The following is a 14,136-nucleotide window of genomic DNA, read 5'->3' on the forward strand; positions in this document are numbered from 1 at the left end:
CCGAACCCTGCTCACTCCGGAGACCCGCTATGTCTGCCGCAAACAAGATCCCCGCCACCATCGTCACCGGCTTCCTCGGCAGCGGCAAAACCACGCTGCTGCGCCATATCCTGGACCATGCCGGGGGCCGGCGCATTGCCGTCATCGTCAACGAATTCGGCGAGCTGGGCATCGACGGCGAGCTGTTGCGCGGCTGCGGTATCGGCTGCGAGACCGACGAGCCGGGCGGCGAGCTGATCGAGCTGGCCAACGGCTGCCTGTGCTGCACCGTGCAGGAGGAGTTCTATCCGGTGATGCGCCGGCTGATCGAGCGGCGCGAGCAGATCGACCACATCCTGATCGAGACCAGCGGCCTGGCGCTGCCCAAGCCGCTGGTGCAGGCCTTCAACTGGCCGGAGATCCGCAACGCCTGCACGGTGGACGCGGTGATCACCGTGGTGGATGTGCCGGCGGCCGCGGCCGGGCAGTTCGCTGCCCATCCGCAGGCGGTGGACGCCCAGCGCCGCGCCGACCCGAACCTGGACCACGAGTCGCCGCTGCACGAATTGTTCGAAGACCAGCTGTCGGCGGCCGATCTGGTGCTGCTGTCCAAGTGCGATCTGGCCAGTGCATCGGACCGCGCCGCCGTCGAGGCCTTGGTGCGCGCCGAGGTGCCGCCCGCCGTCAAGCTCGTGGCCTGCGAGCGCGGGCAGGTGGATCTGGAGGTGCTGCTGGGCCTCGGGTCGGCGGCCGAGGAGGGTATCGCGCAGCGCCCCAGCCATCACGACCATGGCGACGACACCGCGCATGACCATGATCACGACCTGTTCGACTCGGTCGTGGTGAACCTGCCGCCGACGGACCCGGCCCGCCTCGAAGAGGCGCTCCATGCGCTGGTGCAGGCGCACACGGTGTATCGGGTCAAGGGCTTCGTCGCCGTGCCGGGCAAGCCGATGCGGCTGGTGCTGCATGGGGTCGGCAACCGCTTCGAGCGCTACTACGATCGGCGCTGGGCGGCCGGCGAGATGCCGCGCACCCAGCTGGTGCTGATCGGCCAGGGGCTCGATGCAGCCGATATGCAGCAGGCGCTTGAGCGCGCGCTGCTGGCCGAGGCGGCCTGATGCATCTGCTCGCCACGCAGCCGGGCGGCTTCGTCGACGACGCCGACGGGATCGCGCGCATCGCGCAGGATCCGGCCGATATCGTCGTGCTGAGCGCGGCGGACAGCACGCTCGCGCTGCTGGCTGCGGCCTGCCCCGAGGCCGGCTACCCCAGCGTGCGTCTGGCCAACCTGCTGCACCTGCGCCAGAACGCGTCGATCGACCTGTACATCGACGAGGTGCTCCAGCATGCCCGCGTGATCGTCATCGACCACCTCGGCGGCGAGCGCTACTGGCCCTACGGCACCGAGCGTGTCGGCGAGCTGTGCCGTGCCCGCGGGATCGCCCTGGCGATGTTCTCGGGCGATACCACCGAGGATCTCAACCTGCTCATGAAGAGCACGGTGGACCCGGCCGTCGGCCGCCGCCTGTGGCGTTACCTGCGCGAGGGCGGGCCGGTGAACGCGCGCCATTTCTTCCTGGCGCTCGGCAGCACTTTCTTCGCGCTGCCCGGCGAGGTGCCGCCGCCGCGTGCCCTGCCGGTGGCGGCGGTGTTCCACCCGGCGCACAGCGTGGCCACCGTGGACGACTGGCAGGCCGAGTGGCTGCCCGGCGCGCCCTGCGTCATGATCGTCTTCTACCGCGCACACCTGCAGTCGGGCAACACGCCGGTGTTCGCCGACCTGTGCCGGACCCTGCTGGCGCAGGGGCTCAACCCGCTGCCGCTGGCCCTGGCGTCGCTCAAGGACGCGGTGTGCGTCGACACCCTGCGGCGCCTGTGCGCCGATCACCAGGTGTCGCTCATCCTCAACACCACCGCCTTTGCCCAAAGCGCGCTCGACGACCCCGGCGAGCATGCCCTGGCCGGCGATGTGCCGGTGCTGCAGGTGGTGCTCTCGGGCGGCAACGAGGCAGCCTGGCAGGCCGACCCGCACGGGCTGAACCCCCGCGATATCGCCATGCACGTGGCCATGCCGGAAGTGGACGGGCGCATCATCACGCGGGCGGTGAGCTTCAAGGGGCTGGCGCACCATTGCGCGCGCACCCAGACCGACGTGGTGCACTACCAGGCGCACGAAGAGCGCATGCGCTTCGTCGCCGAACTGGCGCAGCGCTGGTGCCGCCTGCGCCGGCTGCCCAATGCCGACAAGCGCCTGGCGCTGATCCTGGCCAACTATCCGACACGCGAAGGGCGGCTCGGCAACGGCGTGGGGCTCGACACCCCGGCCTCGGTGATCGGCATCCTCGAACGCCTGCGCGACGAAGGCTACCGGGTCGACGCGCTGCCGGCCGACGGCGACACACTGATGACCGAGCTCAAGGCGGGCGTCACCAACGACCCGTCGCAGTGGGCGCTTCGCCCGGCGCGGCAAAGCCTGGCCCTGGCCGACTACCTGGCATGGTTCGAGGGCCTACCGGCCCCGGCCCGCACGGCCATCCTCACGCGCTGGGGCGCACCCGAGGCCGACCCGATGCTGCGCCAGGGGCGCTTCATGATCGCCGGGCTGCGCTGCGGTAACGTGTTCGTCGGCATCCAGCCGGCGCGCGGCTACCACCTCGACCCGATGGCGAGCTACCACGATCCGGACCTGGTGCCGCCGCACCACTACCTGGCCTTCTACCTGTGGCTGCGCGGGCCGTGGGCCGGCGATGCGATCGTGCACGTGGGCAAGCATGGCAACCTCGAATGGCTGCCCGGCAAGAGCGTGGCGCTGTCGGGCGAATGCTGGCCCGACCTGGTGTTCGGCCCGATGCCGCACCTGTACCCCTTCATCGTCAACGACCCGGGCGAGGGCACCCAGGCCAAGCGCCGCGCCCAGGCGGTGATCGTCGATCACCTCATGCCGCCGCTCACCCGGGCCGAAAGCTACGGGCCGACACGCGATCTCGAACGCATGGTGGACGAGTACTACGAGGCGGCCACGCTAGACCCGAGCCGGGCGGCGCTGCTGCGCGGCCAGATTCTTGCGCATATCGTGGCCCACGATCTGCATCGCGACCTCGGCCTCGGCGCGCCGCAAAGCGAAGACGACGCGCAGGCGCTGCTCCGCCACACCGATGCCTACCTGTGCGAGCTCAAAGAGGCGCAGATCCGCGACGGGCTGCACATCTTCGGCCAGTCGCCGCAGGGGCGTCTGCGCCAGGACACGCTGCTGGCGCTGGCGCGTCATCCGGTCGGCGACGGCAAGGGCCCGCGGCAAAGCCTGGTGCGCGCGCTGGCGGCCGACCTCGGCCTCGGGAGCGACTTCGATCCGCTCGATGCGGACTGGGCCGCGCCGTGGTGCGGCCCTCGGCCCGAGGCGCTGGCTACGCTGGCGGAGGGGCCGTGGCGCAACACCGGCGACACCCGCGAGCGCCTCGAACTGTTCGCGCTGCAGGTGCTGGCCGGCGCGCTGCCGCCGACGGCGCAGTGGCCGGCGACCGGCGCCGTGCTCGGACGCATCGACGAGACCCTGAAACCGCATCTGGATGTCTGCGGCGCCCAGGAAATGCACCAACTCATGCGCGGCCTGGCCGGCCGCTTCGTGCCGGCCGGGCCGAGCGGGGCGCCGACCCGCGGGCGCCCCGACGTGCTGCCCACCGGGCGCAATTTCTACTCGGTCGACACCCGGGCGATTCCCACCCCGACGAGCTGGACGCTCGGTTTGCGCTCGGCCAAGCGGCTGATCGAGCGCTACCTGCAGGCGCATGGCGACTACCCGCGTGCCATCGGCCTCTCGGTATGGGGCACGGCCACCATGCGCACCGGCGGCGACGATATCGCGCAGGCCTTCGCGCTGATCGGCGTGCGACCGAAATGGGCCGACGGCAGCCACCGGGTCGGCGATTTCGAGATCCTCCCCATGGCGCTGTTCGACCGGCCGCGCATCGACGTGACGCTGCGGGTGTCGGGCTTCTTCCGCGATGCCTTCACCAACGTCATCCGCCTGTTCGATGCCGCCGTGCAGGCGGTCGCCGCCCTCGACGAGCCCGAGGACATCAACCCGATCCGCGCGCGCATTCTGCGCGAGGCCGCCGCGTTGAGCGAGGCCGGGCTGGATGCTGACAGCGCCCGTCGCGCCGCCGGCCATCGCGTCTTCGGTGCCAAGCCCGGCGCCTACGGTGCCGGGCTGCAGGGCCTGATCGACGGCCGCCACTGGAACGACGACGCCGACCTGGCGCGCGCCTATCTCGAATGGGGCGGCCATGCCTATGGCCAGCATGATGACGGCAGCGCGGCCCACGAGACCTTCGCCCGCCGCCTGGCCGGCATCGACCTGGTGATGCACAACCAGGACAACCGCGAACACGATCTGCTCGATTCCGACGACTACTACCAGTTCCAGGGCGGCATGACGGCCGCGGTGCGCCACTTCGCCGGCAGCCAGCCGACGGTGCTGTTCGGCGACCACAGCAACCCGCAGTCGCCCAAGGTGCGCTCGCTCGAAGAGGAGATCAGCCGCGTGGTGCGCAGCCGGGTCACCAACCCGAAGTGGATCGAGGGCGTCAAGCGGCACGGCTACAAGGGCGCTTTCGAGATGGCCGCCACCGTCGACTACCTGTTCGCCTTCGACGCCACCGCCCGCGTGGTGCGCGACGACCAGTACCAGCGCGTCACCGACGCCTATCTGGAGGATGACGCCACCCGCGCCTTTCTCCAGCAACACAACCCGGATGCCCTGCACGAGATGTGCGAACGCCTGCTCGAAGCGATGCAGCGCGGCCTGTGGCAGTCGCCCGGAGACTACCGCGAGCGGATCGAGGCCCACCTGCTCGCCGCCGAACACCACCTGGAGCGCCGATGACCGACCGCCCGATCGCCCCCGTCTTTCCCTTCACCGCCGTGCACGGCCAGTCGCGCCTCAAGCGCAGCCTGCTGCTGACCACCATCGATCCGCTGATCGGCGGCGTGCTGGTGTCCGGGCCGCGCGGCACGGCCAAATCGACCAGTGCGCGGGCCCTGGCCGAACTGCTGCCCGGTGGGCGCTTCGTCAACCTGCCGCTGGGCGCGAGCGAAGAGCAGCTGGTCGGCTCGCTCGACCTCGAAGCCGCCCTGCAGCAGGGCCGGGTGGATTTTCGCCCCGGTCTGCTGGCACGCGCCCACGCGGGCGTGCTGTATGTCGACGAGGTCAATCTGCTGGCCGATGCCCTGGTCGACCTGCTGCTCGACGTCTGCGCCAGCGGCATCAACCGTATCGAACGCGACGGCATCAGCCACAGCCATGCCGCCCGCATCGTGCTGGTCGGCACCATGAACCCCGAGGAAGGCGAGTTGCGTCCGCAACTGCTCGACCGCTTCGGCCTCTTCGTGCAACTCGACGACACCCCCTCGCCGGCCGAGCGCGAGCGCATCGTGCGCACTCGCCTGGCCTTCGATGCCGACCCCGCCGGCTTCGTCGCGGGCATCGCCGCCGAGCAGCGGGCGCTGGCCGAGCGCTTGGCCGGTGCGCGGGCGCGTGTCGAAGCGATCCGCTTCAGCGATGCGGATCACGCGCGGGTGGCTGCGCTGTGCCATGAGGCCGATGTCGAGGGCGTGCGCGCCGATCTGGTGATGCTGCGCGCGGCGCGGGCGCATGCGGCTTTCGAGGGGCGCGACGCGCTGAGCGCCGCGGACATCGACGCGGTGAGCGAACTGGTGCTCGCCCATCGGCGTCGCCAGCCCGCCGAGCCACCGGCGGCGGGGCAGGCGCCCCAGGGCGCGGCAGCCGACACACCCGCTGCCGAGCCGCCATGGGGCGAGTTGCCCCCGCAGCCGGTGCCGATCGACGCGGTGAAGACGGTGAGGCCCCTCCAGGCAAAAAAGTTCTGACGCGTCCGCGGGCCGCCGGGCGGGCGGTCGGCGGGCGCGCACCCGATTCGTCCCGCAAGGGGCGCGTGCGCCGCGCCGGCACGCGCATCGACTGGCTCAAGACCCTGTCGGCCAAGGCCGACCGGCGCCTGCAGCGCGCCCATCTGCGCTATCGCCCGCAACCGGCGGGCAGCGCCACCTTGCACTGCATCGTGCTCGACTGCTCGGCCTCGATGCTGGCCGGACGGCGGTTGGCGCTGGCCAAGGGCTTGCTGTCGCGCTGGACGGCGCAGATGTACCGCCGCCGCGAGCGCCTGGCCGTGATCGGCTTCTCGGGCGATCGGGCGGGCGTGCTGCGGGCGCCGACCCGGGCCGTGGCCTTCAACGACGCCTGGATCGCGGCGATCGGCGGCGGTGGCGGCACGCCCGCGGCGGCGGCGATCGCGCAGGCCGAGCGGCTGATCGCCCAGCAACGACGGATGGCGCCCGATCAGGTGATCGCGCTGTGGGTGCTCACCGACGGACGCTTTGCCGCGCAACCGCCTCGGCCGCGTCGCACCGACGGCGTGACCGTGGTCGATTTCGAGGAAGGTGCCGTGCGGCTTGGCCGCGCGGCGCAACTGGCCCGCCACTGGCAGGCCGACTGTGTTCATGTCCGCGCACTGCTCGGTGCGCGGGGCGCGTGAATGTGTTTGTGTGTTCAACAAGGAGGAACAAAACATGCATATCGAACCGGGTATCGTTGAAGGATCCAAACTGCTGCTGGGCTACGGCACCGCGGCCGCGGCCGCCGGCGTAAGCCTGAAACTGGCGATCGACACCGTCCGCCGGGACGGTGCCGCCTCGCTGCTGTTGCGCTCGCTGCTCACAACGGCGCTGGTGTTCAGCTTCTTCGAGGTGTTGCCGCACCATCCGGTCGGCGTCTCCGAAGTGCACCTCATCCTGGGCACCACGCTGATGTTGCTGTTCGGCACGGCGCCCGCGGCGCTGGGCTTGGCCGGCGGGCTGTTGATTCAGGGGGTGTTGTTCGCGCCCTTCGATCTGCCGCAGTACGGCATCAACGTGACCACGCTGCTGGTGCCGCTGTTCGCCACCGCAGCACTGGCGCGGCGCATCATTCCGGCGAGCACCGCGTATGTGGATGTGAGCTATGGCCAGGCGCTCAAGCTGTCGCTCGCCTACCAGGGCGGCATCGTCGCCTGGGTGGCGTTCTGGGCGTTCTACGGTCAGGGCGTCGGTGCCGATACGCTGGCCAGCGTGAGCAGTTTCGGTGCCGCCTACATGAGCGTGGTGTTGCTCGAACCGCTGGTCGATCTGGCCGTGTTGGCCATCGCCAAGCAACTGCATCGCCTCAAGGGCAGCATCGCGGTCGACAAGCGTTTGTACCACGCCCACGCCTGAGACCGGGCGCCACCCGCTGCCCCGGCCCGTGCACCGCGGGTCAGGGCAGGAACAGGGCCGCGGTGGCGGTCGGGTTCGACGGGAAGTACAGATGCATGAACGAGGCGAACAGCCGGCCGTCGCGCCAGATCGCTTCCGGCGTGCCGCTGTGGCGCTGGGCGATGCTGTGGGCGGCCGGTTCGCGCTGGCACTGGACGCGCGCGTGGTGGAAGGTGTGGCCGCGGACCTCGCCCTCGGCGGTGAGCACGCTGTGCATGCCCAGATTGACCAGGCTGCCGGCCATCGCCGCTTCGCCCGGCAGCAGGCCGAACAGGGCGGCGCAGTGGCCGTCGTGATCGGTTAGCGTGTCGAGCAGGGCGAGCATGCCGCCGCATTCGGCAACGATCGGTTTGCCGGCACGGTGATGGGCATGCAGGGCCTGACGCAGGCCGTCGTTGCCGGCGAGGGCATGCAGGTGCAGCTCGGGATAGCCGCCAGGCAGGTAGAGCGCGTCGGCCCGCGGCAGGCTGGGTTCGGCCAGCGGTGAGAAGAAGCGCAACTCGGCGCCGAGTGCGCGCAGGGTGTCGAGATTGGCCGGATAGAGAAAGGCGAAGGCGGCATCGCGGGCGACGGCGATGGTGACGCCGTCGAGCCGCCGCGGGATCGGTTCGCTGCGCGGCGCGGAAAAGTCGACGGGCGCGGGCAGCGGCGGATTGACCGCATCGAGGGCATCCGCAGCGCGGTCGATGCGCTGCGTCAGGTCGGTGATTTCATCGGCCTGCAGCAGGCCGAGGTGACGCGAGGGCAGGGCCGCCTCGGCATTGCGCGGCAGGGCACCGAGCCAGGCCATGTCGGCCGGCAGGCTCTCGCGCAGCATCTGGGCATGGCCCGGACTGCCGACGCCATTGGCGAGCACGCCGTAGAAATTCAGCCCGGGGCGATAGCTGGCCAGACCGAGGGCGATGGCGCCGAAGGTCTGGGCCATGGCCGCGGCGTCGATGACCGCCAGCACCGGCAGGCCGAGCGTCTCGGCCAATGCGGCGCTGGAGGCGATGCCGTCATGCAGGCCCATCACGCCTTCGACGAGGATCAAGTCGGCATCGGCCGCTGCGGCATGCAGCAGGGCGCGGCAATGGGCTTCGCCGCCCATCCACAGATCGAGCTGATACACCGGATGACCGCTGGCCTGGGCCAGGATGGTCGGGTCGAGGAAATCGGGGCCGGTCTTGAAGACGCGCACGCGGCGGCCCTGCCGGGTGTGCCAGCGGGCCAGCGCAGCGGTGGCGGTGGTCTTGCCCTGGCCGGAGGCCGGGGCGCTGATGAGGAGGGCCGGGCAGCGATGGCTGGCGGCCGGCGAATTGGCAGGCGTCATGCATTTCTCCGCACGCTCACCCGCGTGCAAAGTGGATTGTTGCGACATGCAGGGAAAGGTCCGTCGGCCGTGGCCGGAAGCGAGGTTCCGCCAGCCCGCCGGATCGCCCACCGCGATGCCGCTCGTGTGCGTCGGGCCGGTCTCCGGACTCACGAGTGGCAGTGTTGCGCCGGCATCGCGCCTTCCCGTGCGCAGGCACAGTGGCATGTGGCGATGTTTGACTCGTTTACCGTTGCGGGGGCAGTGTCGGGATCGCGGTTGCCCAGAGGCGCGCCGCTCACCGACTTCCCGTTGATTCCCCGGGTCGTCGCCGGGGAACACCAGATCGCATGCGGCGGATCATGCCATACATCGACGACGGGGGCGAGCGACTACCCGCGTCGGATGTTTCCGGCTCAGAGGAAGGTGGCGGCGTCGCGCTCGATGTCGGGGACGGCGGCGATGTCGTCGTCGAGCGCGTCCGGCGGCAGGCCGAGGGCGTCCATGGTCGTGGCTGGCAGCTCTGCGCCGTGTGCGTGGTCGAGGGTGATCTGGGCCGCCAGGGTGAGCACGCGGGCGGTGTGGGAGGCCTCGGCGGCGTCGGGCTCGGCATACCAGCGCAGCGCGGTGGCGATCTCGTCGGGAAAGTGCCAGCGGATGGCCAGCTGCTCGCCGACCTCGGCATGACAGAGCTGGAGCTCGGCGCGCTCGATGGCGCTGCGTTCGCCGACGGTGGTGTCGTGGCAGGCCTGGGCGATGCGGGCGGCGGCGTCGGGGAAGGCGGCGTGGATCAGCAGCACGCCCATGCGGTACATCAGGCCGGCGGTATAGGCGAACTCGGGGTTGGCCTTGCCGCGGGTGCGCCGCGCAATGCGCCGGGCCAGCGCGGCGACCACCAGGGCGTCATGCCAGAAGGCCTTGAGGTCGAATTGGGGGATGTCGTGGAAGGTGCCGGTGATGCCCGAGGCGATGACCAGCGAGCGCAGGGTGTTGAGCCCGATCAGGGCGATGGCGTCGTCGATGGCGCCGACCTTGCGGCTGGCGCCGTAGAAGGTGGAGTTGGCCATGCGCAGCACGCGGGCGCCGAGGTGGGGGTCATGGCGCAGGTCGTCGACGATGCGTTCGAGATTGACGTCGTCCCGGCCGAGGCTGTCGATCAGGTCGGCGACCACCTTCGGCAGGCTGGGCAGCGGCGGAAGATGCTGGAACAGATCGTCGAGGGCGGTCGACATGGCGGGGCTCCGATGCATGCTCGGCTGAGGGCCGCGATGCAGGTGCTGCATCGCGGCATGCCACACACATTATAGCTACCGCCGTTTCAACCTCGGGGAATAAATCCGCGATTCAGAACGGCAGAGCGAGCCCTGGCCACACGGCCTCGATGGCGCGCCGGAAGGCGCCCTGGATGCGCTCGATGGCGGCCTGCGAATCGGCCTCGAAGCGCAAGACGACCACCGGCGTGGTGTTCGACGGGCGGGCCAGGCCGAAGCCGTCGGGGTATTCGACGCGCACCCCGTCGATGGTGATGATCTCGTCGGCACCGTCGAAGGCGGCTTGCTCGCGCAGGCGGCGCACCAGCTCGAAGGGCTCGCCCTCGGCCATCTTGAGGTTCAGCTCGGGGGTGCTGGTGGCGTCGGGCAGCGCGGTGAGAGCGGCGTTGGCGTCGGGCCGGGCGGAGAGGATCTCGAGCAGGCGCGCGCCGGTGTAGAGGCCGTCGTCGAAGCCGTACCAGCGCTCCTTGAAGAACACATGGCCGCTCATTTCGCCGGCCAGCGGGGCGCCGGTTTCCTTGAGCTTGGCCTTGACCAGCGCATGGCCGGTGTTCCACATCACTGGCTCGCCGCCGTGCTGGCGGATCCAGCCGGCCAGATTGCGGGTGCATTTGACGTCGTAGATGATCTGCCCGCCCGGCACGCGCGAGAGCACGTCGGCGGCGAAGAGCATGAGCTGGCGGTCGGGGTAGATGATCTGCCCGTCCTTGGTGACCACGCCGAGGCGGTCGCCGTCGCCGTCGAAGGCCAGACCGAGTTCGGCGTCGGTGTCGCGCAGGGCGCGGATGACGTCTTGCAGGTTCTCAGGCTTGGACGGATCGGGATGATGGTTGGGGAAGTTGCCGTCGACCTCGCAGAACAGCTCGACCGTCTCGCAGCCGAGGCGGCGGAACAGCTGCGGCGCGACGGCACCGGCCACGCCGTTGCCGCAGTCGATGACGATCTTCATCGGGCGGGCGAGGCGGATGTCGCCGAGCACGCGCTCGAGGTAGGCGTCGATGATGCCTTCGTGGCGGGTGACGGTGCCCTGGCCATGGGTGAGATTGCCGGTCTCGATGCGCTGGCGCAGGTCCTGGATCAGCTCGCCGAACAGGGTCTGGCCGCCGAGGACCATCTTGAAGCCGTTGTAGTCGGGCGGGTTGTGGCTGCCGGTGACGCTGACGCAGCCGTCGGCCTCGAGCTGGTAGGCGGCGAAGTAGGTGAGCGGGGTGGGCACGCAACCGATGTCGATCACGTCGACGCCGGCGGCGCAGATGCCTTCGGCCAGGGCGCCGGCCAGGCTGGGGCCGGAGAGGCGGCCGTCGCGGCCGACGGCGATGGTCTTGAGTTGGCGGGCGCGGGCTTCGGAGCCCAGGGCGTGGCCGATGGCGCGGGCCACCTCGGGGGTCAGGGTTTTGTCGATGATGCCGCGGATGTCGTAGGCCTTGAAGATTTCGGGTGCGAGTTGCATGGGATTTCCAGGAATGCTGAACGAATGGACAGGACGGGCGTGATTATCCCGGATTTGTGCGCACTTCGTGTGACGCGTGGCTTAGCCCTTGCGGCGAGTCAGCGAGTCGAAGTGCGCGATCAACCGTGCCGGCAGCCAGTCGAGCCTGCCCGGAAAGCGCCCCGACAGAAAGCCGACATGGCCGCCGCCGGCCGGTAATTCCTGCGTGATCGCGGGCGAGCAGTCGCCCTGCTGCGGCAGGGCGGCCGGCGGCACGAAAGGGTCGTTGGCGGCGTTGAGCAACAAGGTGGGCGTGGCGATGTGCTTGAGCCAGGGCCGGCTGGAGGCGCGCTGCCAGTAGTCGAGCACGCCGTCGAAACCGTGCACCGGCGCGGTGAAGGCGTCGTCGAAGTCATACAGGGTGCGCGCCCGCCGGATGCGATCGGCGTCGAGCGCGGCCTTGTGGATGGCGATCTTGTCGAGCGCCTTGGCCTTGAGTGTGCGCAGGAAGCGTTGGGTGTAGATGCGGTTGAAGCCTTGGCCGAGCGCGGTGCCCGAGACGGTCAGGTCGAGCGGCGGGCAGATCGCGGCGGCGCCGGCGATGTGCCGGCGCGCGTCCTCGCCCTGTTCGCCGAGCCATTTGAGCAGGGCGTTGCCGCCCAGCGAGACGCCGACGGCATATACCGGGGCCTCGCGGTAGCGCGCGCCGATGCGTGCCAGGATCCAGCCGATCTCGGCGCTGTCGCCGGAGTGGTAGGCGCGCAGCAGGCGGTTGGGCCGCCCGGAGCAGCCGCGAAAGTTGGGCACCACGCCGTTCCAGCCGATGGCGGCGAGCGCGCCCATGATGGCGCGTGCGTAATGCGAGTCGCTGCTGCCTTCGAGCCCGTGAAACAGCACCACCAAGGGGGCGCCACGCGTGCGCGGCAGCCAGTCGGCGTGGATGAAGTCGTCGTCGGGGGTTTCCCAGCGCACCCGGGTGTAGCCGGGCACGCCGGGCCTGCGCGCCAGCGGCCAGATGGTTTGCAGATGGCCGCCGGGTAGCCAGGCGGGGGCGCGGTAGGGGGTGTCGGTCATGCAGTGCCGTCCGGCGCGGCGCCGTCAGTGCACCAGCATCGGGGCATCGGGATCGCCCGCATGCAGGTCGGGGGTCGGCGAGGCGTGATGGGCCACCATGCGCCAGCCGCGGGCGCCGAGCACGAAGATGTTGGTGGCGACGATGGGCGGGTGAAGCTCGTCGTCGCCCTCCAGGTGCACATGCTGGAGCACGCTGTGCATGGCCATCACCGAGCCGGCCGAGATGACTTGCTGAGAGATCTCGATCTTCAGGCGCGGGCCGCTGGCGAACAGTTGCTGCCAGGTGTTGCGCACGGCGGCCAAGCCGACCACGCGGGGCGCACCGGGATGGACGCAGACGATGTCTTCGTCTTCCGACCAGACGGCCATCATGGCCTCCAGGTCGGCACGCGCGAGCGCGGCATAGAAGGCGACCTCGACCTCATGGGGCGAGGTAAACGCGATGTCGGACACGTCGGATTCCTTGGGGAACGAGGCGCCACGCCGGGTACGGTGCCCGGCGGCGCGGTCGATCAGTGGTGGCCCTTGGGGCGCTCGCCGGTGAACACGTAGGTGGCGCTGCAGTAGGGGCAGCTCACTTCGCCTTCGGTCAGCACGTCGAGGAAGACCCGCGGGTGGCGGGCCCACAGCGGCGCGCCGGGTTGCGGGCAGTGCAGCGGCAGGTCCTTGGCGGTGACGTCGATGCGGCGGAAGGCGTCCTTGTTGTCAGCCATGATGGGTCTCTCGTGAAATCAGACGTAAGTGAGCCAGTGGTCGTACTCGGGCGCGCGGCCGTTGACGATCTCGAAGAAGCGGGCCTGCAGCTTCTCGGTGACCGGGCCGCGCTTGCCTTCGCCGATGACACGGTTGTCGAGCTCGCGGATCGGGGTGACTTCGGCGGCGGTGCCGGTGAAGAAGGCTTCGTCGGCGATGTAGATGTCGTCGCGCGTCAGGCGACGGGCGGTGACTTCGAGGCCGAACTCGCGGGCGACCTGGATCACCGAGTCACGGGTGATGCCGGTCAGCGCCGAGGCGATCTCGGGCTCGTAGATCTTGCCGTCCTTGATGACGAAGAGGTTCTCGCCGGCGCCTTCGGCCACGAAGCCCTGCACGTCGAGCAGCAGCGCCTCGTCGTAGCCGTCCTGCGTGGCTTCAAGGTTGGCGAGGATCGAGTTGGCGTAGGTGCTGGCCACCTTGGCGCGCGGCATGGTGACGTTCACATGGTGGCGCTGGTAGGACGAGGTCTTGACGCGGATGCCTTTCTCCAGGCCTTCCTCGCCCAGGTAGGCGCCCCACGGCCAGGCGGCGACGGCCACGTGCACCGTGGCGCCGCGGGTCGAGATGCCCATCTTCTCCGAGCCGTAGAAAGCGATCGGGCGCATGTAGCAGGATTCCAGGCCGTTGGCCTTGACCACGTCCGCCTGCGCCTGCATCAGCTCTTCGAGCGAGTAGGGCAGGTTCATGTGGTAGATCTTGCCGGAGTTCATCAGGCGCTGGGTGTGCTCGCGCAGGCGGAAGATGGCCGCGCCGCGGTCGGTCTTGTAGGCACGCACCCCTTCGAAGACCGCGAGGCCGTAATGCAGCGAGTGGGACAGCACGTGGGTGGTGGCGTCGCGCCACGGCACCATCTTGCCGTCATACCAGATAAAACCGTCGCGATCGGCCATGGACATGGTCAAGTCTCCAGCGAATGTTGTGTTGTAAGCGGCACCTGCGGATGCGGTGCGTGAATCGCGCAATTCTATCGCAACTTGTGGCTGGCTGTGGCCGCGCTAAAATGCGGCTCTTTGACGACGGAACAGGTC

General features: G+C 69.9%; 12 protein-coding genes and 1 riboswitch. Of the genes, 5 read left to right on the forward strand and 7 right to left on the reverse strand.

The annotated features are described in order from the left end of the window. Nucleotides 1-29: 29 nt before the first annotated feature. From cobW to I8J34_RS15470, 5 genes are all read left to right on the forward strand, one after another. Nucleotides 30-1,100, forward strand: a complete 1,071-nt coding sequence (gene cobW, locus I8J34_RS15450; RefSeq protein WP_214362525.1) for a cobalamin biosynthesis protein CobW — start codon at nt 30-32, stop codon at nt 1,098-1,100. Continuing rightward, a complete protein-coding gene (gene cobN / locus I8J34_RS15455; protein WP_214362526.1) occupies nt 1,100-4,864 on the forward strand; it encodes a cobaltochelatase subunit CobN in 3,765 nt (1,254 codons plus the stop codon). The genes cobW and cobN overlap by 1 nt, the downstream gene beginning before the upstream one ends. Continuing rightward, complete coding sequence (locus I8J34_RS15460; RefSeq protein ID WP_214362527.1) at nt 4,861-5,868, forward strand: magnesium chelatase ATPase subunit I; 1,008 nt, start codon at nt 4,861-4,863, stop codon at nt 5,866-5,868. Before cobN ends, I8J34_RS15460 begins: the two co-directional genes overlap by 4 nt. Nucleotides 5,869-5,933: 65 nt before the next feature. After that, complete coding sequence (locus I8J34_RS15465; RefSeq protein WP_230411861.1) at nt 5,934-6,533, forward strand: VWA domain-containing protein; 600 nt, start codon at nt 5,934-5,936, stop codon at nt 6,531-6,533. A gap of 34 nt (nt 6,534-6,567) precedes the next feature. Beyond that, nucleotides 6,568-7,248, forward strand: a complete 681-nt coding sequence (locus I8J34_RS15470) for an energy-coupling factor ABC transporter permease (protein WP_214362529.1) — start codon at nt 6,568-6,570, stop codon at nt 7,246-7,248. A gap of 40 nt (nt 7,249-7,288) precedes the next feature. On the opposite strand, the gene I8J34_RS15475 is transcribed toward I8J34_RS15470, so the two are convergent. From I8J34_RS15475 to I8J34_RS15505, 7 genes are all read right to left on the reverse strand, one after another. Beyond that, on the reverse strand, nt 7,289-8,599 hold the full coding sequence (locus I8J34_RS15475; protein ID WP_214362530.1) for a cobyrinic acid a,c-diamide synthase CobB: 1,311 nt from the start codon (nt 8,597-8,599) through the stop codon (nt 7,289-7,291). A gap of 131 nt (nt 8,600-8,730) precedes the next feature. Then, a riboswitch (cobalamin riboswitch) is annotated at nt 8,731-8,924 on the reverse strand. Between the two features lie 70 nt (nt 8,925-8,994). Beyond that, complete coding sequence (locus I8J34_RS15480) at nt 8,995-9,810, reverse strand: HDOD domain-containing protein (protein ID WP_214362531.1); 816 nt, start codon at nt 9,808-9,810, stop codon at nt 8,995-8,997. A 112-nt stretch (nt 9,811-9,922) separates the two neighbouring features. Continuing rightward, nucleotides 9,923-11,299, reverse strand: a complete 1,377-nt coding sequence (locus I8J34_RS15485; protein ID WP_214362532.1) for a phosphomannomutase/phosphoglucomutase — start codon at nt 11,297-11,299, stop codon at nt 9,923-9,925. Between the two features lie 81 nt (nt 11,300-11,380). Further along, nucleotides 11,381-12,352, reverse strand: coding sequence for a YheT family hydrolase (locus I8J34_RS15490; RefSeq protein WP_214362533.1), 972 nt, complete (start codon nt 12,350-12,352; stop codon nt 11,381-11,383). 24 nt (nt 12,353-12,376) lie between these two features. Then, nucleotides 12,377-12,805 (reverse strand): YybH family protein, encoded by a 429-nt coding sequence (locus I8J34_RS15495; protein ID WP_214362534.1) that lies wholly within the window; start codon nt 12,803-12,805, stop codon nt 12,377-12,379. Nucleotides 12,806-12,864: 59 nt separating this feature from the next. Further along, a complete protein-coding gene (locus tag I8J34_RS15500) occupies nt 12,865-13,065 on the reverse strand; it encodes a zinc-finger domain-containing protein (protein WP_214362535.1) in 201 nt (66 codons plus the stop codon). An 18-nt stretch (nt 13,066-13,083) separates the two neighbouring features. Further along, entirely contained in the window at nt 13,084-14,004 is a 921-nt protein-coding gene (locus tag I8J34_RS15505; protein WP_214362536.1) for a branched-chain amino acid transaminase, read from the reverse strand. Nucleotides 14,005-14,136 lie beyond the last annotated feature (132 nt).

The sequence above is a fragment of the Denitromonas iodatirespirans genome (assembly GCF_018524365.1).
GTDB classification, from domain to species: Bacteria; Pseudomonadota; Gammaproteobacteria; order Burkholderiales; family Rhodocyclaceae; genus Nitrogeniibacter; species Nitrogeniibacter iodatirespirans.